Genomic DNA, 22340 nt, shown 5'->3' with positions numbered 1-22340 from the left:
AGTTAAGAATAACGGCGACATTTGTCACCGTTATTTATCTATACACTACTCAGGTATAACCGGTTTACTTGCTGCAGCATAAGCGTGATCTTGCGCACTTAAGCCACCCGCATTACCTTTACCTTCATAATGATAATCTAACTCTTCTCGGGTTTTTATCCCGCTATTAGATTCTACATAATCTGGAGCAGGAGCCTTTGTCATTGCTGATGAAGAATAACCAGCAGTCGTTTCTGTTGCAGGTATGGTGACAACTTCATCGGTCTGAGGTTTATTTTCTTGAACATCAACATCAGTTTGAGAGCTCGTTACTGATGCTTTTGGTTGTTGTTGTAGTTTTGAGTCACTAACAACTGATTGTTCAACACTATTAGTATTCACCTCATCTTTAATTACGATTGGTAATAAAAGTGAAGGAATGACTGGTACAACATTATTTGGTTGTTCACTATTCACTTGGCTATAATCAACCGCTACCCGACCTAATGCTAGCTCTAACGATGCAGCTGCAAATGATAACGGCATTGGTGACTGTTTTAGTTCAGTATTTTTGCCACGACGTTTGGTACGAGGTGTATTCATACGCAAATGTCGAGATGTGCGTCGTTGACGTTTTGGTTGTGATTCGCCACCAGCTTTATTTTCACCCGTTTCTGGAACAATAATTGGTAACAACAAAGAAGGAATTACAATACGCTCTTTTTCGTTCTGAATTGGCGCATCACTATTTTTAATCCGAACACTCTTAGTTAAGTTTCGTTGTTGTCTGCGTGGTTTAGCTTCTTTTTGTTTTAGCTGTGCAGTTTCATTAACTACTTTATCTGCCTTATCTGCCTTGATACTATTCGCTGTACCGGCGTTACCATTGTTATTTTGCTTGCTACGGCGGTTATTACGTGTTGGCTCTTTAACTTCTTCAGTAGTTGTATTATTTGCTACAGATGCCGCATTATTGTTACGATTATTACGTTGACGTCGATTATTTGAACGTTGATTGTCTCGTCGTTTATTTTGCTGAGGCTTAACTTCAGGCTTTGGTGTCTCTTTTTCAGTAACAAATAGTTGGCGAATCTTTTTAAACAATCCACCAAATAAACTAGTTGATTCCTCTACTTTCTTCGGCTCAACTTTTGCTTTTGGCGCTTTGCTTGCTTCTACTTTAGGGCCAGATAATACTGCTTGCTCTACCACTAATTCAGCAACTTGATCTTCTTCCTCTTCTTCTAGTTCACGAATCAATTTAGGTAAATTGTAGCTTAATACATCGGTCTCTTCACCACGACGCTTACGAATAACTTTATAAAGAGGTGTTTCCATCTCTTCATCACCAGCAATAACGATTTTAACGTCTGGATGCATTCTTTCGATATTGGTAATGGCTCGACGTTTTTCATTAAGCAAATAACTTGCAATTGGTACAGGCACAATCACGTCAATCTGCACGGTATTATCTTTCATCGCTTCTTCTTGAATTAAGCGAAGAATTGACAGTGATAATGAGTTATTATCACGAACCGTACCTGTCCCTTGGCAGCGCGGACAAATATGGTGAGTAGCTTCACGCAACGAAGGACTTAAACGTTGACGAGACATCTCAAGTAGACCAAAACGAGAAATACGTGTGGTTTGAATTCTTGCTCGGTCAGTTTTCATCGCTTCTTTCAAGCGATTTTCAACTTCACGCTGATTACGGATTGGCGTCATATCGATAAAATCGATAACAATTAAACCACCTAAATCACGTAAGCGTAATTGACGAGCAATCTCTTCCGCTGCTTCAAGGTTAGTATTAAATGCAGTCTCTTCAATATCGCTACCGCGGATAGATTTCGCTGAGTTGATATCAATAGCGGTTAATGCTTCGGTCGCATCAATAACAATAGAGCCACCAGATGGTAATCGAACTTCACGTTGGAATGCTGATTCAATCTGCCCTTCAATTTGGAAATGGTTAAATAATGGTACATCACCCTCATAAAGTTTTAGGCGACTCACATACTCAACTCGGCCTAAATCAGCTAATCGTTTTTTAGCAATTTCAAGCACTTTGGGATTATCAATAAGAATATCACCAACATCATCACGCAAATAATCACGGAATGCACGAGTAATAATATCGCTTTCTTTATGGATTAAACTTGGCGCTGGATGATTTTTAGATTCGTTCTGAATTGCAGTCCAATAGTTGACTAAAGCATTCAAATCCTGTTGCAACTCTTCTTGGCTTTTACCAACCCCTGCAGTTCTCGCAATAACCCCCATACCTTTTGGTTTTTCTAGCGCATCAATAATACGCTTAAGGTCAGCACGCTCTTCACCTTCAATACGACGTGAAACGCCACCGGCTCTAGGATCATTTGGCATTAAAACTAAATAGCTACCAGCTAAACTAATATAAGTGGTTAAAGCAGCACCTTTTTTACCACGAATTTCTTTTTCTATTTGAATAAGAACTTCTTGGCCTTCTTGTAAATGTTTAATACTACGACGACCAGAGATATTGGAAGGGAAATAGCTTTCAGCGATCTCTTTTAGAGGTAAAAAACCATCTCGTTCACCACCGTAAGAGACAAATGCAGCTTCTAAACTAGGATTGATTTTAGTGATTTTGCCTTTATAAATATTGGCTTTTTTTTGTTCGTGACCAAGGCTTTCGATATCTAAATCATACAAGCGTTGGCCATCAACAAGGGCAACACGCAGCTCTTCTTGCTGGGTTGCATTGATTAGCATTCTTTTCATTATTCTACACTCTTCATTAATCTAAATTAACTGTAGGTAGAATTTTATTATTAACAATAAACGCTTATTTTTAACAATGATAAACAATAGTACTTACTTAAATATTTTTTATACCGTATTCATTATTTTATTTGTGTTATTTTTGTTATTATTTTATGTGAAATCAGTATAACTTATCCAACATCAATACACTTTTTAGAGGTAATATTACATTCAAAACACCTATGCACTTTTTGAACACCACTAAACATACAATTATTGATATTATTTCAATGATGAGTTTGCAAATTCTATTTTTCTACAATTTAACAAACCACTAAATCTTTATATGATTGTTTAAAATAAACATATTAATTAATTATAATAATTCTACTTACGCTATTTTATTTTGACAAACTGTAATGTCTAACGCCATTGCTGCATTACATGGATAAAATATCCGTGTCTATTATTCACGTTTCAGCAACGGATAGCAAGCAAATTAAACTGACTATTTTATAAACAATTTAATGCTGATTTTGAACTGCCTTAAAATTAGACTGAAAACACAATAAAAAAAGCTTTAATCCCTAATTTTTCATCAATTAATTAGAGATGACTTTGGCAAATTTTTTATATCAATTTATAACATATTTGATGAATTTAAAAACTTAACTTTAACAATTGTGTATATGCCAATTTAATCCGTATAATATTAGGCAACTATCGATTATAAAATGAACTACGAGATAATATTAAGTTATGGAATCGCCTGAAAAAGTAGCATTGCTTGATTTTACCCAGCGTTGGATCGCTCAATTTGAACATGCACCACAAAGTGAAGAATTACATGGTTTACCCTCTCCTTGCATTATCAAAACTGAAAATCTTGCCGTTTATTGGCAACCCTTTTTACTTAATCCACCAAGAGATTTAACCATCGCAGAACAAGTTATTAACATCAGAATCCACCCAAGTGCACATATATTTTACGGCACACAATATGCTGCAAATCTGACAGCAAAATTTGCTGACGTTAATTTAATTTTATTGCAAGCGTGGAATGATGATGACTTTTCAAATTTAGAAAAAAATTTAATTGCTCACCTATCACAACAAAAAAAGTTAAAGCGAACGCCGACCATTTTTATCGCCTCAACCAATGAAGATACTGAAATCGTCGCATTAAATAATTTGACTGGTGAAGTGGTTAAAGAAGATTTAATAACTGGGCAATTGACAACATTATCATCTGATTTAGCGTCATTTCTTGAAAAACTTATCGTTATAGCATAATAATTTGCTTTCGATAATCACTAAGCTGTGGTACAAATGAGGTTCAACCGCATTGAGGTTTACAAATTGTAACTTGCCAAACAATGTGTATATAATGCAATAAGTGTCACTAAAAGAAATAGGTAACTTATGTTTGAATATTTATTAGCAGCACCAGCAGATCCTATTTTAGGCTTAGCGGATCTCTACAACAAGGATGAACGCACCAACAAAATTAATTTAAGTGTTGGTGTCTATAAAGATGAAACCACCAAAACACCTATTTTAGAAAGTGTAAAAAAAGCTGAACATCTATTGCTAGATGATGAAACCACAAAAAGCTATTTACCCATTGATGGTGTTAATTCATTTAATATTGCCACCCAAATTTTACTGTTCGGTAGTGAAAATCAACGAGCGAGAACTGCACAAGCCCCTGGCGGAACCGGTGCATTACGCATCATGGCTGATTTTTTATCTCGCCGTACGAAAATAAAACGAGTATGGATAAGTAATCCATCGTGGCCTAATCATCGCAGCGTATTTCAAACTGCGGGATTAGAAGTACGAGAATACCATTATTATAATGCTCAAACTCGAAGCATTGATTTTGATGGTTTAATGAGTGATTTAAATCAAGTTGTCGCCGGCGAAGCCGTGCTATTTCATGGTTGCTGCCATAACCCTACCGGTATCGATCCGACCCCAGAACAATGGCAAGCGATTTCAGAGTTAGCCTTAAAAAATGGTTGGTTACCACTATTTGACCTCGCTTATCAAGGGTTTGGTCAAGGCATAGAAGAAGACGTATATGGACTTAGATTGTTTGCGAATAATCAACCTGAATTACTGATTGCTAGCTCTTACTCAAAAAATTTCGGTTTATATAATGAGCGTGTTGGTGCATTCACTTTAATTGCTGCGGATAGCGAAATTGCCGATCGGGCATTTAGTCAGGTCAAAACCATTATCAGAGCCAATTACTCTAATCCTCCAGCCCATGGAGCTAAAATTGTCTCTTATATATTAAACAATACTGAGTTAAAAGAAGAGTGGATTGATGAATTAACTAGCATGCGTCAACGAATTCATCGTATGCGCCAACTATTTGTGAAAACTTTACAAGATAAAGGCGCTAACCAAGATTTTAGTTTTATTGCCAAACAAAATGGTATGTTTTCATTTAGCGGTTTAACTGAAGAACAAGTGCTTAAATTGCGTAATGATTATGGCATTTATATTGTTAATTCAGGACGAATCAATGTTGCCGGAATGACTATCGATAATATGTCTAGACTTTGTGAATCAATTGTCGAGGTTTTATAGCATATCTGTTTCGCAAACTATTATTTAATACAGTTGAATACATTGGCCGTTAATGTAAAATTTAATCACCAATGTATTCAATTTTTTAACCATAAAAATTTCTTTCATAACCTCAAACAATATTATCTATTAAGTCTTGAATTGATCTTAGCCATTACCTCACATTAACTATTGGTAAAATATTCGCTGTTATCGGCTTAAAAAACCCCTCTCCTCAAAATTTTTTGTTAAATAGTCAGCGTTTTAAACAATAAGTTCATACTACTGGCTCAATCATTAATTCTATTATTCTTTTTAGTTATATCATTAGACAAACTGGCTATTAGACGTTAATTCAATAATTAATAATAATTGTTCAATCAGCTATAGCATTTTTATCGAGGATAGTTTTGTGGCATCGCATATTTTAGATTTTTTAATTTTAGGCAATAACTTTGGTACTAGCGAAATGCGCCAAATATGGTCTGAGCAAAATCGTTTAGAAAAGCAAGTGCTAGTTGAGGTCGCCTTAGCCAAAGCACAAGGTGAATTAGGTGTTATTCCTGCTGATGTTGCTGAGACAATTATTAGCAAAGCTGATGCATCAAAATTATCTCTTGAACAACTAGCTCAAGAAGCAGCCAAAGCCAAACATTCACTAATGTCAACAATCAACGCCTTGCAAAAACAGGTTGGCGATGCCGGTGAATACATTCATTATGGCGCAACCACTCAAGATATTGTTGATACAGCAACTGTCCTTCAGATACAACAATCATTCGCTATCATTGAGCGAGATACAAAATTAATTGCCAATCAATTGAAACTGTTAGCTAAACAATATCAATATTTACCTATGGTTGGTCGTACCCACGGTATGCAAGCTCTACCAACGACATTTGGCTTCAAATTAGCGGTTTGGTTAGATGAATTTGTTCGACATTTACAACGTTTATCAGAAATAAAACAACGCGTTTTAGTCGGCAATATTAGTGGGGCTATTTGTACTTACGCATCAATGGGAGAACGCGGCCCACAAGTTGAGCAACGAGCATTAACGTTACTAGGACTCAACACGCCAAATATAGGTTGGCAAGCTGCTCGTGACCGTTTTTCAGAATACGCTTCAGTAATTGCCCTTATTAGTGGCACCCTTGGCAAAATAGGTAACGAATTTTACAACCTTATGCGAACCGAAATTAACGAAGTCGAAGAGCCTTTTTCCGATGGTAAAATTGGCTCAACCACCATGCCGCATAAACGTAATCCAGCCGCATTAGAAGGTTTAGCCAGCCTTACCGCCCCTCTATTAAAAAGTGTGGCACTTATCCATGAATCAATGAAGGTTGAACATGAACGAGATGCCATGAGTTGGCGAGCTGAATGGATCGCGCTCCCGGAAATCAATCTTTATATTTCGGCACAACTACAAACGGCTTTAGCGGTGTTAAAAGGTTTAAAAGTGAATGCCGATCAAATGTTAGTTAATTTGGCAAAACAAAATGGCCTACTATTATCAGAAAAAGTGATGTTTGAAATTGGCAAACGTTTAGGCAAACAAACCGCTCATCATTTGGTTTATGAAAACGCGATGCAGGCATACGAACAAAATCGACCATTTAAATCAGTATTATTAGAAGATCCTCGTTTAAATAAACACTTTACTGAATCTGAACTTGATAATTGGTTAGATCCAATTAATTATCTCGGCAGTGCAGCAGAAAAAGTCGAACAAGTCATTAAATATGCCGAGCACAGCGGAGTATTATTATGAGTTTTCGCTTAATCAACCGTTCCGATATTACTGCATATCAGCAATTATTGCACCGAGCCTATCAAGCTACATCACAATTAGGCATCCATTTTGCTGCAGCAACGGTCGAAGCAGAAGAGATAATTCAACATATTGATTCGAATCCAGTTTATCTATTTGAAAAAGATCATAAATTGATATCCACACTCAGTATTCGCATGCCATGGGGAAATAACCCAGGTCCTTATGGATTACCTCATTTAGGCTGGTTTGCAACCGATCCAGCTTATAAAGGTCAAGGATATGGTAATGCTTTATGGGATTGGGTTGAAAAAGAAATTTTAATTAATCAACTTAAACTGCCAGCAGTAACTTTAGGTACAGCAGCCAATCATCCATGGCTAGCTAAAATATATCGCCAAAAAGGCTATCAACAAATTGGGCAAGCAGATTTAACTAGTGATCATACTACCCTTTATTTTGAAAAAATATTAAATAACCAAAACTATTGCGAATGGAAGAAAAGGAGTAATCGATAATGAAAAGAATAATAACGCTGTTTTCTGCTATTTTATTGACCAGCCTAAGCTTAATTGGTTGTGATAACCAATCTAACAATCAAGCAAATGAACCAAATATTATTAAAGTAGGCACCACTGGCCAAAGTTACCCTAATGGGTATAAACAAGATGGTAAGTTAGTTGGATTTGATGTTGAAGTGACCGAAGCAATTGCCAATGAATTAGGTTATAAGATTGAATGGGTAATTGCTGAGTTTGGTGGATTAATGGGTCAATTTGACTCAGGCCGTTTAGACACAGTAGCGAATGCGGTGGCAGTAACCCCAGCTAGACAAGCAAAATATGATTTTACTCAAGCCTATAGTTTTTATGGCAGTCAAATTGTTACTCATAAAGAAAATAACAACATTAATCAGTTAACTGATTATAATGGCAAAACTATCGCCGGAGTACTTGGTTCAAATCATATTAATAACCTTAAAAAGGCATTTCCAAATAACGAAATCACTATCAAAACTTATGAAACTCGAGATGGTGCAATGCACGATGCTGAATTTCAACGAGTCGATGGCTATGTCAATTCCAAGCCTATCTTATTGGCAGAGATCAAACGAAAAAATCTACCATTTAAGTTAGTTGGCGATCCAATCACGATTGAACAAGTTGCTTTTCCTTTTAATAAGGATGAAAAAGGTAAAGCTTTACGCGAGAAATTTAATCAAGTGATCGAAAAACTACGTGCTAATGGCACATTGAAAAATCTATCAATTAAATATTTTGGTGAAGATATTACCTCATGAATTTCAATATAAACTATTTTGTTAGTGTATTCCCGCAGATATTACCCTATCTGCCGGTTACACTTTTTATTGCGATTGTCTCAATTATGTTTGCCATTATATTGGGGCTTGCTATCGCACTGATTAGAAACAATAAGATCGTTATTATTGATTCTTTTTTGGCACTATTTATCTCTTTATTTCGTGGTATTCCCTCGGTCGTTTTATTGTTTATTATTTACTATGGTTTACCACAAATATTTCCAATTATGAAACAAATGGGAGCAACTACCGCAGCGATCATCTGTTTTAGCTTAAAATATTCCGCTTATTTAGCCGAAATCTTTCGTGCAGGCTTAGCGTCAGTAGATCATGGACAAAAAGAGGCAGGATTAACCTCTGGATTAAGTACTATCCAAGTTTATCGAGGCATCATATTACCGCAAGCGATGATCAATGCTTTACCCAATACTGGTAATATGTTTATTTCATTACTTAAAGACTCGTCTGTAGCATTTTTTGTCGGTGTACAAGAACTATTAGCGGCAGGAAAAATGTTAACCGCAAATTCTTTCCTCTATTTTGAAACTTATTTAGCCGTCGGTATTGTTTACTGGCTAACGGTTGTAGCCTATTCATGGTTACAAAAGCAGCTAGAACGTAAGCTGACTAAACCATATCATCGTTAAGGAGAGCATGATGATTAATGTATCTCATTTATCTAAACGATTTGGCAATAATGAAGTATTAAAAGAAATAAATCTCAGCATTAAACAAGGTGAAGTAGTTGCAATTATTGGACCATCAGGATCGGGAAAATCAACTTTATTGCGTTGCCTTAATTTACTTGAAAAACCAAATACTGGGACTATCCGTATTGATAAAACCATACTTAATTGTGAACATTATAATCACAAGCAAGAAACTAACTTACGTAAACAATCGGCAATGGTTTTTCAACACTATAATTTATTTAAAAATAAAACCGCATTAGAAAATATTACTTATCCATTAGTTGTCGGCCAAAAAATGGCTAAAGATGAAGCCAAACAGTATGGGTTATCATTGTTAGAGCGTGTTGGCATGCTAGCTTACGCTAATCAATACCCAATCACCTTATCAGGTGGACAACAACAACGTGTTGCTATTGCTAGGGCATTAGCTGTTAGACCTAAAGTCCTATTATTTGATGAACCAACTTCTGCATTAGATCCCGAACGAGTACATGAAGTCTTGCAAGTGATGCTAAAACTGGCCAAAGAAAACATTACTATGTTGATAGTGACCCACGAGATGGAGTTTGCCAAATATGTCGCCGATCGTATCATCTTTATGTCAGATGGTGTCATCGTTGAAGAAGGGCAAGCAAAATCATTGATTGATAATCCACAACATCAGTTAACCCAACGCTTTTTACGACAACTTTCTGATGAGATTGATTTTGAAATCTAAACTTATCTTTATAACCTAATTAAGTTGTTTATAGTTTGGTATGAGAAATTAAAGCCTTTGCCAATGCGACCTCAGCAATTGTTTAATATCCATTCCATTGGCTAAGGCATGAATATCGCTCAATAACTGTTGGGCTTTAACTTCATTTGGCAATGCAGCAAATAACTTGGCTGCCAGTTCTTGTTGACTATATGGATTTTTCGGTGAACCCTTAGGTATATCCACTCGCTGACTAATTTTTTGGTTATTATCAAAGACAATTTCAATAACCACATAACGTTTATTATATGCATCAGGATGTGGGGGTAATTGGATAGCATAACTACGCTGCATTTTTTGCATTAAATTTTGGATATTGTCAGCTATTGTTTTTTCCGTAAATTGTTCAAAATCTGGCGCAATACCAAGTAAAATTAAGGCCAAAATATATTCTGCTGAAAAACGCCCCTGCTCAGCTGATAATGGCTGTTTATAAATTAACGCAGCATCACTATTAACAGGTGCAAAGAAAAGTGTAATATGCTTAATATTGTCCACATTAAATTTAGGATGTTTATACAGTAATTTACCAGCATCAGCAATATATGAAGCAGCAGAACAATATGAATAAGTTTTAAACCATAATCCCGGTTTAATAATCTTCCATGGTTTTGCCCACACAGTTAAATCTAAATCATCATTACCTTGGCCATATATTGATAAAAAACCTAAGTTTTCATCAAGAAAGTCTTTATCTGCCGAAATGCCTGCTCTTAACCAGTCAACAGCTTGTATAGCATGTTGTGCGGCTAATCCAGCATGTAAAAACTTTATGGGTGTCCCCATCAATAAGCGCATGCCTGATGCTTGTGTGGCAGCTAAAGTTAATGCTTGAGCAATAAATGGTTCATCATACAAATAACAAATAGCGGCTGTTGCAGCAATTCCCCCTAATGTTATTGTTGCATGCCAGCCTTTTTCATAATGTTCAGGATTGACACATCGTCCCAATAAGGCCATAACTTCAATACCAATTACATAGGCAGTTAAAAAACGTCGCCCATCTAAATTGGTTAATGAATCATCTAAGCGAATACTCGCAAATAAAGCCGATAGGATAACCGCTGATGGATGACCACGTACATCTGAATGCACATCATCATAATCTAAACAATGAGCTTGAAAACCATTAAATAATGCAGCTTGCCGACTAGTTGCTTGTTTTTTTTGACCAATTAACCAAGCACGATTATGGCCACCTTCATCATTGATCCATGCAAGTAATTTCTTAACATTTGTTTCATTAGATGCCTGCAAACTACTAGCAAAGTAGTCTATAACCCCATTAATTGCACATTCAAGGACTGACTGTTGCTCAATAATTGGTGTATTTTTTATTAAGAAACTCAATTTATGACCTAATTGCATTATAAACTCTCATCTAGATCTCAATAACATATTGAGCCAATAGTGGATAATAAATATTCGATGAAAAGATTATATCGCTATATGTTAATAACTCGAAATAATCATTATTAACCAAATATGCTAAGATATTGCTACCTTTTAACATTACAAAAATACAGCTAATTATGTCAATTTGTTATATTGCCTTAGGCAGTAATCTTAACGATCCATTAGAGCAAGCTAATCAAGCTATTGCGGCCTTAAAACAATTACCTGAAACAGTTGTTTCTGATATATCGCCATTTTATCGTAGCAAACCATTGGGGCCACAAGATCAAAATGATTATCTCAATGCAGTCATCAAATTAACCACGTCTCTGACACCAATAGCACTATTAGATCATTTACAAACCATTGAAAAGTCACAAGGTAGAGTCCGTAAAGAAAATCGCTGGGGGGCAAGAACATTAGATTTAGATATATTGTTATATGATGACTTAGTTATAGATACAGAAAGGCTTACCATACCGCACTATCATATGAAAAAGAGAGAATTTGTGCTTTATCCTTTATTTGATATTTCACCTAACTTGATATTACCTGATAACGATAAGCTATTTAATTTATTAACAAAATGTCCCATGAATGGATTGAAAAAATGGCATGAATAATTAATCTTATTAATAACATATAGTTGTAGATTTTTGTGGTTTAAATGCAAAAAAAATAATAAAAAAAATTTGCCAAAGGCTAAATTATTGCTATAGTTTACCGCTCGCAAATAATCTGTACTTAAGGGGATTGCTGTGAAAAAGGAACAAAAAGTAAATACATCTTCTCTTAGCTTGCTTGCTATTGCAGGGCTTGAGCCTTATAAAGAAGCGAAAGATGAGGAGTACATGAATCCTAAGCAATTAAAACATTTCAAACTTATCTTAGAAGCATGGCTGTCACAGTTACAAGGTGAAATGGGTAAAACAGTTTCTCACATGCAAGATGAGGCTGCAAATTTCCCAGATCCGGCTGACCGCGCTACTCAAGAAGAAGAATTTAGCTTAGAGTTAAGAGCGCGTGACAGAGAACGTAAATTAATTAAAAAAATTGAAAAAACATTAAAGAAAATCGAAATCGATGATTTTGGTTTTTGTGATTCATGCGGAGTTGAAATTGGTATTCGTCGCTTAGAAGCAAGACCGACAGCTGATCTTTGTATCGATTGCAAAACATTAGCTGAACTTCGTGAAAAACAAATGGGTATGTAATTTCCATTTAAATTATTATTTTATTCAATACGCCCATGCAATATATTGGTCGTTTTGCACCCTCACCATCTGGACCATTACATTTTGGTTCGTTGGTGACGGCTCTCGGTAGTTACCTACAAGCCAAAGCCAATTTTGGTAAATGGCTTGTTCGCATTGAAGATATTGACCCTCCACGAGAAGTCAAAGGCGCTTCATCCTTAATATTAAAAACATTAGAAGCTTTCGAACTGCATTGGGACGACCAAGTTTTATATCAATCAAATTGTAGTGAGCGTTACCGAGCCGTATTACAATCGCTTATTACTCAGCAAAAAGCTTATTATTGCGATTGTACCAGACAAAGGATCCATAATCTTAGCAATGGGATATATGATGGCTTTTGTCGTGAGCGACAGTTAGCATCAACTAACCAACAACAATGTGCCATTCGATTAAAGCAAAGTCAGCCAGTCTTTTCTTTCGATGATAAAATTCGTGGTCAACAAACTGTTGATCCAGCCAATGCTCAAGAGGATCTTATTATTCATCGCAAAGATGGGCTATTTGCTTATAATTTAGTTGTCGTATTGGATGATAATTACCAAGGAATAACTGAAATTGTTCGAGGTGCAGATCTACTACCAGTTACTGCTAAACAAATTTCGCTTTATCGATTATTTAATTTTACTATTCCTAATTATTGCCATTTACCATTAGCTTTAGATAATCATGGAAGTAAGCTGTCAAAACAGAACCATGCTAGCCCTATTGATAGTAAAAATACGAATTTATTAACTGCACAAGCATTACGGTTTTTAGGCCAACAATTACCGGAAAGCTGGCAAGATGCCTCACAAACACAGTTATTAGATTGGGCAATAACTCACTGGAAAATTAACCAAATACCGAAACAAAACCAAGTGTTAACCACCGATATAAGATAAATTAGGTGAAATGCCTAGATTATGCTCATGTAATAAATGTTTTTCTGGTTTTATTAATAGTGAAGCTAACACGCGTGCTTTAAGTTGTGCTTTCTGTTCTGGACTGTTTAGCAAATCCCGTAAATCAACAGCTGCATCACCAAAAAGGCAATAATGTAATTTACCAAGCGATGAAACCCGTAATCGGTTGCAACTTTTACAAAAATCCTTTGAATAAGGCATAATTAGACCAATTTTACCCTGATAATCACTATGAGCATAAACTTTAGCTGGGCCAGATAATGCCTCTTTTGCTTGTAATTTCCAACCTTGTTCAATAAGTTGAGACTCCATCACTTGACCAGCTAAATGATAATGATTAAATAATTGACGGCTTTCGGTTGTTTCCATCAGTTCAATAAAACGTAATTCTACTGGTCGGTGTTTAATCCAAGCTAAATAATCACTCAGATGATCATTCATATTTTTCATTAGAACGGTATTAATTTTAACTTTCTCAATACCAACATCTAATGATTTTTCAACTCCTTGCATTAACTCTTGGAGTTTGTCTTGGCCAGTTATTCGTTTAAAAATATAAGGAGAAAAACTATCAATACTAATATTAATAGCATTAAGCCCAGCTTGTTGCCAATAATGGACATTTTTTAATAATCTTGAGCCATTGGTGGTAATTGCCAATTGTTTAATACTTGGATAAGCCGAAATAATTGACAAAATATCCATAAAATCTCGACGCAAAGTCGGTTCGCCACCAGTTAAGCGAATTTTATGCACACCAAGTTCGGTAAATGTTGATATGACATTATCAATTTCATTTAACGATAAAAATTTATGATCTTTATTAGGTCGATACCCATTAGGTAAACAATACTGACATTGAAAGTTACATAGCTCAGTAATTGATAAACGCAAATATTGAAAGCGACGCTGATAATTATCCACTAATTGCATATATAATAAACACCTTATCCAAATCGGGAAGCATAGCCATTTCTGTGCTATACCGCGGCTAAATTACCATATGAATAATATTATCACTTAGGCAAATTAGCTTCAGAGTTTGGTTCAGTCTAGCATAGCGTTTATTTTTTGACTATGGACAATTATTTAATATCAATCTAATAAAAAACAATTTATTTTTATCTAACATTCAACATGGTTATTACTATGCTCCGTAGCGATAATGCTAAACCAATCAGGTAAAATCGGCGTTCGACAATAATAAAAATCACTCTGAAAAATCTTTAGTTTTATAAAATTTGCCGTTTGTGGATCTTTGAATATTTCTGAAGAATGAGCCTCATGCAACGCCTTAAATCGTTCCATTTCCTTTTCAATAACATGTAGCCATGGTTTACAATAACCTAAACAGGCTAATACCTAGTTAGTAAAAAAGGAGCCTCCCTTAATGGCCCATAACAGAAAAATCCCCATAATTATCCAGCCCCAACAAATAGATTTGATGAGAGTAAGACAATCGTTTAATGAATCATCATTAAACAGGTTAAAGATTAAAAAAGATTATGCTGGCGGTAGCACATATTATCATCATAATAAAATTAACTTTAAGCATAACTATTGTTGATACATGAAGAAAGCAAAGAAAAATAAAAGCATGTTGTTTTGGAATACGAACCGCATAACATTCATAAGTATCATCGCCAAACGTTGGTTTTACTAACATCTCAACATAATTACTTTCTTTAAAAATAATTTAAGAAAGCCACCCGTCAACAGGATAATTGCCGATATAACAATAAAAATAAAATTAATAATTGATTGATTATTATGTATTATTTAATATATCTCGATATTGGATTAATTTTTTAAACTAAATTATCATTTGTCTAAAAAATGGATTGTTTGTTATTTATATGGTAGTAACATAATGAATAAAATTATAATTTTATCCGGCTTAATACTTTTTTCTCTTCCATCACATAATGCTTTTGCCGAAACGATATCGCAAACAGTATGGTCATTAGCAATGAATAATAATGACGGTGATGCTCAATATAAAATTGCTCAAGCTTATAACCCATCCATTAGCAATTATGATTTGAATTGTAGCCCTCATCAATTTTATCTTGAATCAAAAAATAAAGAATTAAGAGGATGTCAAAATAAATCTAACGAAAAATATATTGAATTCTTAACCAAAGCAGCCAAAAACTCACATCCAAATGCACAAACAAATTTAGGTATTGCCTATATTGAAGGTAAATTAGTTACTAAAAATATCCAAAAAGGATTGTATTGGTTGGAAAAAGCAGTTAAAGCGGGACCTTATGCAGGTAAAGCACAATATGTTCTCGGTATCCTCTATAAAGAGGGTTTATATGTTAAACAAGACTATACTAAAGCAATTAAGTATTATGAATTAGCAAGTAAAAGTAAAGATTGGGGATTTACTGGTAGTGCACAATATGAACTCTATTGGTTGTATAAACATAAATTAAATGATCCCATAAAATCTTTATACTGGCTTGAGCAATCTTTAACTAAAATGAAAGATAAAAGAGCATTAAAGGTAACATATGAGTTAATTGAATATTTCTTAAATGGTGGTCAAGCAGACGGTACAAAATTAGATCACCCCAATTATTTATGGGCTGCTAAATATCTAATTTATTTTGTTAATTATGATAAAATAGAAAAAAATATCAGACAAAAAATAGCTTTTCAATTAGCTTGGTTTTATTTAAATGGTTTAGGCGTGGAAAAAGATCCTGAAAAAGCTGCCATATACTATCATTTAGGTCTTGAACTTGATACAAAAATTGAATCAATTGATGATCAATTATTGGGAAAAGAATTTTTACTGAATGTTATTAAACCCATTTATAAAAACCATACCTCACACATAGAACGACATCACGAATTTGCACATTCAGATCTTTATAATAAACAAATGAAAATTAACACGTTGGAGAATCAAGCCTATGCTACCAATGCAAGTAAATTTGTTGCATTGATATTTGGTGAAAATTCAGAAGATGAGGAAAGGTTTTATACAAAACTAGTTGATCAAATACAATCTACAAATCGTCCTGATTCAAATCAAGCTGTCATTATTTCTTCGATATTAGCCCTAGCCAAAGAAAGGAAAATAGCTTACGGTTATTATCAAGATGCTCAAAGGATTAATGGAAAAACAATAGATCAATTAATTGAGCTTTACCAATCAGCTTTAAACCTTGAACCTAAAAACCCCAAAATTTTATATGGTTTAGGTACAGTATATGATTTTTTAATCCAAGAACCAAAGACCGCTATAACCTATTACCAACAAGCAGCAGATTCAGGATACAAACTTGCTCAATATCGTTTAGGTGTCATCTATTATATGGGTAGAGGTGTTAAACAGAACTACCGAGAAGCTTGGCGGTATCTTAATTTAGCGGCCGAACAAAATTACTTTGCAGCTCAAAACTTTTTGATAACAATTGACAAAACTCATCCTGATTTTGACTGGTTGACTACGCAATATTTAGAGCATGAACAAAATTACCGTTCACCAACGGTTTTAGTTGATGGTAAAGATTGGTTAACAGTTGAAAAGGAAAATAATCCAACAGCTAAAATTAATTATCTTTTGTTGAAGCATAATGAACGTAGAATTGGGAGTGAAAGTTGTGATATGACCTACAATGCTGCCATCGCAGGTGATATCACTGCTCAACAATACTTTGTCGAAAAATTAAATCGTGATGAATTTCACTGTAAACTACTACAATATCCACTTTTTACTTGGATAGACAACAGCAATATTGATGATGACAGAAAACAATTTTTAAAAGCACATTATTACAAAAGTACTTATCAGTGGGACAAGTATGATGTAGAGCTAAAATCTTTAATCGATAAGCAAAATCAATATGCGCTTATTGAATCAACATATCAAGCTAATCGGTATTATGATAATAGAGATGAGGAATTGCTTTTAAGTTTAAAAGAACGATTAAAAACTGGAAATCGATACGCGGCTAGATTACTAATTAGTTATTACACACCCCAAAGCGAACATGTTGATAACGCCTATCAACTGCAAAAAATTATTCTATTAAGAAATGATTTAGATGATGATATTAAATTTGGAAACTACGACTCTTTTACTTTCAATGTTTTATTTAATGGCTCATCTTTAAATCAACGTGATTATTATTATCCTGTAAACAGCGATAAACTTTCATCTTCTGAAGTTTATAAAATCTGGTTTGAATTGGCCAATATGCATGAGCAAGGTATTGAAGTACCTAAGAATAATAGTTTAGCTTATGTTTGGTATAGTCTATTATCAGAACATCAACAACCTCAAGCTGCAGAAAAAGCTGAAGAATTAAAACAGCAACTAACCGCAGAACAATTGACTCAAGCGAATAATCGGCTAGAACAATACAGTAAGCTATATCGTTTTATTCCAGTAACGCATTTGGATATACATTAAAAATTAAAATTTGATCACAAACAATATAGCCTCTTAATATAGGCAAGTTAATACGGAATATAAAAGATGAATGAAACGATAGTCACAACAACTAAATCCGAAAAACGACGACAAAGAATTGGGTTTCTTATTTTGATATTTATATTAACAATATTCAGTGTAATTTACTTATGTTATGAATCACTATTTTCCCCAAAACCACGAGTAGGTAAATATTTTCAGACAGAGAACAGTTATGTTGAATATGTTGAAAAATTTAATTGCATTATAAATATTAAATATGAAGGTGAAAAAGAATGGGAAACCTCTTTGAGTATAAGCTATGATGATGCGCAAGACAAACGCGAAAATTGCATACCTTTATAAACCAAATTATATCAAATATAGGTAAATCATCTTACCTAGATTTTTTATTACACAAATTCTAATAATATTGTGATTGTGTTATGTAAAATTTTTATCCACTTTACTTATTTAACTAGTTCAAGTATATATAGTCCTCTTGTCAATAAAACCGTCAAATGGAGGTTGTGATGATCACCCATATTAGCCCATTAGGATCAATGGATTTACTTGCGCAGGCTGAAGTTGATATTTTAAAGAAATCAGCAAATAGTGAACTATATCAATTATTTAGAAATTGTTCACTAGCCACACTAAATGCAGGTAGCAAAACTGATAATACTCAAGAATTATTAGATAGATTTAAATCTTTCGAAATTAACGTTATCAGCAAAGAACGAGGGGTCAAATTAGAGCTTATTGATGCTCCTGAAACCGCATTTGTCGACAAAAAAATTATTCGCTCCATTCAGGCCAATCTATTTGCGGTGTTGCGTGATATCCTGTTTTTAAATAGCCAAATTAGTGCAATTAAACATTTGGTGCCTAATGATAAACTAGAAAAAGAACACTCCTATTATATCACTAATCTTGTTTTCTCAATTTTACGTAATGCCAATGCATTACATGTGGGAGAAGAGCCTAATTTAATTGTCTGTTGGGGTGGGCATTCCATTAACGAAAGTGAATATTATTATGCTCGTCAAGTAGGTATGCAGCTAGGGTTACGCGAACTCAATATCTGCACAGGCTGTGGACCAGGTATTATGGAAGCACCAATGAAAGGAGCTGCGGTTGGGCACGCTCAACAACGGATCAAAGATAGTCGCTTTATTGGTATGACCGAGCCATCCATTATTGCCGCAGAGCCACCCAATGCACTGGTTAACGAACTTATTATTATGCCAGATATTGAAAAAAGACTTGAAGCCTTTGTGCGTATGGCGCATGGTATTGTTATCTTTCCTGGAGGCCCAGGTACCGCAGAAGAATTGCTTTATATTTTGGGGATTATGCTTAATCCTGCTAATAAAAATCAAACTTTACCAATTATTTTAACTGGTCCTAAAGAGTGTGAAGATTATTTTGCTGCAATTGACCAATTTATCCGCAACACCTTAGGAGAAGAAGCAACTAAACTGTATGAAATTATCATTGATTCGCCAGAACAAGTCGCTCGCATCATGAAACATGGTGTCAAACAGGTTAAATCATCACGTTTAGCAACTGGAGATGCTTATGGATTTAACTGGTTACTTAAAATCGATGAATCATTACAGCATCCATTTGAACCAACCCATGAAAATATGGCATCACTTAATTTACATAAAAATCAACCTGTTGAAATGTTAGCAGCTGACTTACGTCGAGCTTTCTCAGGTATCGTAGCTGGTAATGTTAAAGAATTCGGTATGAAGCAAATTGCCGAACATGGACGTTATAAATTACAAGGTGATCCAGAGATCATGAAACAATTAGATAATTTACTGCTTAGCTATGTAAAACAAGACCGTATGAAGCTACCTGGAGGTAGTGCTTACCAACCTTGTTATGAAATTTGTTATTAACGCTAAAATTAAATAACTTCTTTTCCGCCGATAGTTAAATGCTAAGACTAAATTGCAGAATTAAATCGGCGGAATATTTTCAGCAAGAAAAAACCTACAAATCACTTAAAATATCTAGTGCTTCAGATACTTTCTTAACCGCAAAGATCTGCATATTTTCTGGTTTCTTTTTCGGCATATTGGCAATAGGTACTATCGCTTTTTTAAAGCCATGTTTAGCCGCTTCTGAAATACGCTCTTGACCACTTGGTACCGGTCTGATTTCACCACCTAATCCTATTTCACCAAAAATTACCACATCTTGTGGTAAAGGACGGTTGCGAAAACTCGATACCAATGCAGCAATTAATGCTAAATCGGCACTGGTTTCGGTTACTTTTACACCACCGACAACATTAACAAAAATATCCTGATCAGCCATTTGTAAACCACCATGACGATGCAAGACCGCTAATAACAGTGCCAATCGGTTCTGATCAAGTCCGACAGTTACTCGTCTTGGATTACCATAAACAGAGTGATCCACTAACGCTTGGATCTCAACTAATAATGGCCGAGTGCCTTCCCACAGCACCATTACTGAACTACCAGATAACATCTCTTCACCACGACTTAAAAAGATTGCTGATGGATTACTAACCTCTTTCAAGCCTTGTTCAGTCATGGCAAACACACCTAGTTCATTTACCGCTCCGAAGCGATTTTTATGACTACGCAAAGTACGGAATCGAGAATCCGCATCACCATCAAGTAAAATCGAGCAGTCAATACAGTGCTCAAGCACTTTAGGGCCTGCCAGCGAACCATCTTTAGTCACATGGCCAACCATGATAATGGCAATTCCTTTGGTTTTCGCAAAGCGAGTTAAATAAGCTGCTGTTTCTCGAACTTGTGCCACACTGCCTGGCGAAGATTGGATATCAGCAAGATGCATCACTTGAATTGAATCGATAACCATTAATTTTGGTTGAGATTGTTCGGCCAGTAAACAGATCTGCTCGATACTGGTTTCAGACAACATATTAATATTATCAGTAGGTAAACCTAAACGATGGGCACGCATTGCTACTTGTTGCAATGACTCTTCACCAGTAACATAGAGTGTATTCATTTGTGCAGACAGTTTACTCATTGTTTGCAATAACAAAGTACTTTTACCGGCACCAGGATTACCACCAATTAAGATAGCACTACCTGGTACCACGCCACCGCCAAGTACTCGGTCAAATTCAGAAAATCCAGTTGAAAATCGAGGTAAGGCCTCTAAACTAATCTCAGATAGTTTTTGGATCTTAGTTTGCCCTGCACCACCAGCATAACCGGTTAATCGATCATTGCGTGATGAGGTACTGGCTAACCTCACTTCAGTAATAGTATTCCAAGCATGGCAAGCACTACATTGACCTTGCCAACGAGGATAATCGGCGCCACAATCATTACATACATAAGCACGCTTTACTGTTTTGGCCAAATTTTTCTCCTAACCTTCACTTAATAAACTGGTAGATAGAATGCACCATAAACCAGTTAAATCAGCATAATTGATACTAATTCTTGCTTTTTCAACGACTTTCGGCTTGCCGTGATAAGCAACTCCAAGTCCGGCAATTCGAATCATCATTAAATCATTAGCGCCATCGCCAATTGCAACCGTTTGTTCAATCGGAATATCTAAAGAAGCGGCCAATTGTTGTAGCGTTCGCGCTTTATATTTAGCATCAACAATTTGCCCTATCACTTTACCAGTTAACTGGCCTTTTTTAATTTCTAACTCATTGGCATGAGCAGCAACCAGTTTCAACTTCTGTTTTAAATGGTCAGCAAAATAGGTAAATCCACCAGAAACAATAGCAACATGCCAATTTTTTTTATGTAGCTCTTTAACTAAATAAATTAATCCCGGCGTTAATGGTAAGCTCTCTTTTACCTGATCTAAAATAGTTTGTTCTGCACCTTTTAAGGTAGCTACGCGTTTGCGTAAACTGGTGGCAAAATCAAGTTCTCCTCGCATAGCAAGTTCAGTAACTGTAGCAACTTGTTCACCAACACCTTGTAGCTTTGCCAGCTCATCAATACATTCAATACCAATAGCTGTTGAATCCATATCCATAACCAATAAGCCTGGAGAATGTAAGGTTGGTAAATTATCGATTGGTGCAACATCAATCCCTAAGCTTAACGAAATTGATTTGGCTTTTTTCGGCATTACCCCTGCAATACGCACAATTTGATAGGTTTTAATTTTCCACGAAGAAACCACAACCATCGGCATTGCCAGCTGTCTTTGAAATTTTGACAGTAAGGTTTTATTTAACTTTTTACCATAAATAATCCAACCGGTTTTTCCGGCATTGTAATCTAATGGAACTACTTCACAACCATTTAAAGATAAAGGTAAACCTTGCCAATATTGTATATTTTCGGAGAGATCACTATAGGTTAATGTGTAAGCCATATTTCGAGAGTCTTAAAAATGCAAAACAGATTCGGAATTTATCATATCTGCCAAAGATTGTCCAAGTAACGATGATAAGATGTTATTGATTAAATTTTATGGCTTAAAAAACCCCGTTCCTCAAAATTTTTTGAGGAAAAGTTTA

At 35.1% G+C, this 22340-nt stretch carries 18 protein-coding genes and 1 riboswitch; of the genes, 12 read left to right on the top strand and 6 right to left on the bottom strand.

Features of this window, described 5'->3' with window-relative positions:
- Positions 1-45: 45 nt before the first annotated feature.
- Complete coding sequence (gene rne / locus B6D18_RS01040; RefSeq protein WP_086362745.1) at positions 46-2742, bottom strand: ribonuclease E; 2697 nt, start codon at positions 2740-2742, stop codon at positions 46-48.
- A gap of 741 nt (positions 2743-3483) precedes the next feature.
- On the opposite strand from rne, the gene syd reads away from it, so the two are divergent.
- The 7 genes from syd to B6D18_RS01005 all read left to right on the top strand — a co-directional run bounded on the left by syd (position 3484) and on the right by B6D18_RS01005 (position 9806).
- On the top strand, positions 3484-4017 hold the full coding sequence (gene syd / locus B6D18_RS01035; RefSeq protein ID WP_086362744.1) for a SecY-interacting protein: 534 nt from the start codon (positions 3484-3486) through the stop codon (positions 4015-4017).
- Positions 4018-4146: 129 nt separating this feature from the next.
- Positions 4147-5322, top strand: a complete 1176-nt coding sequence (locus B6D18_RS01030; protein WP_086362743.1) for an amino acid aminotransferase — start codon at positions 4147-4149, stop codon at positions 5320-5322.
- A gap of 391 nt (positions 5323-5713) precedes the next feature.
- A complete protein-coding gene (gene purB / locus B6D18_RS01025; protein WP_086362742.1) occupies positions 5714-7075 on the top strand; it encodes an adenylosuccinate lyase in 1362 nt (453 codons plus the stop codon).
- Complete coding sequence (locus B6D18_RS01020; RefSeq protein WP_086362741.1) at positions 7072-7593, top strand: GNAT family N-acetyltransferase; 522 nt, start codon at positions 7072-7074, stop codon at positions 7591-7593. Before purB ends, B6D18_RS01020 begins: the two co-directional genes overlap by 4 nt.
- Positions 7593-8375, top strand: a complete 783-nt coding sequence (locus B6D18_RS01015) for an amino acid ABC transporter substrate-binding protein (RefSeq protein ID WP_086362740.1) — start codon at positions 7593-7595, stop codon at positions 8373-8375. Before B6D18_RS01020 ends, B6D18_RS01015 begins: the two co-directional genes overlap by 1 nt.
- Complete coding sequence (locus tag B6D18_RS01010; protein ID WP_086362739.1) at positions 8372-9043, top strand: amino acid ABC transporter permease; 672 nt, start codon at positions 8372-8374, stop codon at positions 9041-9043. The genes B6D18_RS01015 and B6D18_RS01010 overlap by 4 nt, the downstream gene beginning before the upstream one ends.
- Positions 9044-9053: 10 nt before the next feature.
- Positions 9054-9806 carry an amino acid ABC transporter ATP-binding protein gene (locus B6D18_RS01005; RefSeq protein WP_086362738.1) on the top strand — a complete coding sequence of 251 codons (753 nt, stop codon included), beginning with the start codon at positions 9054-9056 and terminating at the stop codon, positions 9804-9806.
- 48 nt (positions 9807-9854) lie between these two features.
- On the opposite strand, the gene B6D18_RS01000 is transcribed toward B6D18_RS01005, so the two are convergent.
- Positions 9855-11213, bottom strand: coding sequence for an MmgE/PrpD family protein (locus tag B6D18_RS01000; protein ID WP_086362737.1), 1359 nt, complete (start codon positions 11211-11213; stop codon positions 9855-9857).
- A 164-nt stretch (positions 11214-11377) separates the two neighbouring features.
- Between B6D18_RS01000 and folK the strand changes: the two genes are divergently transcribed.
- The 3 genes from folK (at position 11378) to gluQRS (ending at position 13380) form a co-directional block, all read left to right on the top strand.
- Positions 11378-11863 (top strand): 2-amino-4-hydroxy-6-hydroxymethyldihydropteridine diphosphokinase, encoded by a 486-nt coding sequence (folK, locus tag B6D18_RS00995; protein WP_086362736.1) that lies wholly within the window; start codon positions 11378-11380, stop codon positions 11861-11863.
- 135 nt (positions 11864-11998) lie between these two features.
- A complete protein-coding gene (dksA, locus tag B6D18_RS00990; RefSeq protein ID WP_086362735.1) occupies positions 11999-12454 on the top strand; it encodes an RNA polymerase-binding protein DksA in 456 nt (151 codons plus the stop codon).
- A gap of 35 nt (positions 12455-12489) precedes the next feature.
- Positions 12490-13380, top strand: coding sequence for a tRNA glutamyl-Q(34) synthetase GluQRS (gene gluQRS / locus B6D18_RS00985; RefSeq protein ID WP_086362734.1), 891 nt, complete (start codon positions 12490-12492; stop codon positions 13378-13380).
- Here the strand turns inward: gluQRS and moaA are convergent.
- Together moaA and B6D18_RS00975 are read right to left on the bottom strand one after the other, a co-directional pair.
- Complete coding sequence (gene moaA, locus B6D18_RS00980) at positions 13360-14334, bottom strand: GTP 3',8-cyclase MoaA (RefSeq protein WP_086362815.1); 975 nt, start codon at positions 14332-14334, stop codon at positions 13360-13362. The two genes, gluQRS and moaA, sit on opposite strands and share 21 nt — an antisense overlap.
- Positions 14329-14454: riboswitch (molybdenum cofactor riboswitch) on the bottom strand. It overlaps the preceding gene by 6 nt.
- Positions 14455-14526: 72 nt before the next feature.
- Entirely contained in the window at positions 14527-14709 is a 183-nt protein-coding gene (locus B6D18_RS00975; RefSeq protein WP_086362733.1) for a hypothetical protein, read from the bottom strand.
- A gap of 562 nt (positions 14710-15271) precedes the next feature.
- Between B6D18_RS00975 and B6D18_RS00970 the strand changes: the two genes are divergently transcribed.
- Positions 15272-17830: a tetratricopeptide repeat protein gene (locus B6D18_RS00970; RefSeq protein ID WP_086362732.1), complete on the top strand. Its 2559-nt coding sequence runs from the start codon at positions 15272-15274 to the stop codon at positions 17828-17830.
- A 533-nt stretch (positions 17831-18363) separates the two neighbouring features.
- Positions 18364-19740 (top strand): nucleotide 5'-monophosphate nucleosidase PpnN, encoded by a 1377-nt coding sequence (ppnN, locus tag B6D18_RS00960; protein ID WP_065614640.1) that lies wholly within the window; start codon positions 18364-18366, stop codon positions 19738-19740.
- A 94-nt stretch (positions 19741-19834) separates the two neighbouring features.
- On the opposite strand, the gene radA is transcribed toward ppnN, so the two are convergent.
- Positions 19835-21211, bottom strand: a complete 1377-nt coding sequence (gene radA, locus B6D18_RS00955) for a DNA repair protein RadA (protein WP_086320860.1) — start codon at positions 21209-21211, stop codon at positions 19835-19837.
- Positions 21212-21220: 9 nt separating this feature from the next.
- A complete protein-coding gene (gene serB / locus B6D18_RS00950) occupies positions 21221-22195 on the bottom strand; it encodes a phosphoserine phosphatase (protein ID WP_086362730.1) in 975 nt (324 codons plus the stop codon).
- Positions 22196-22340: the final 145 nt, after the last annotated feature.

It is taken from the genome of Gilliamella sp. A7, from assembly GCF_002142015.1.
GTDB lineage: Bacteria > Pseudomonadota > Gammaproteobacteria > Enterobacterales > Orbaceae > Gilliamella > Gilliamella apis_A.
The sequence above is the reverse complement of the archived record's forward strand: the minus strand, read 5'-3'. Positions and strand labels throughout refer to the sequence as shown.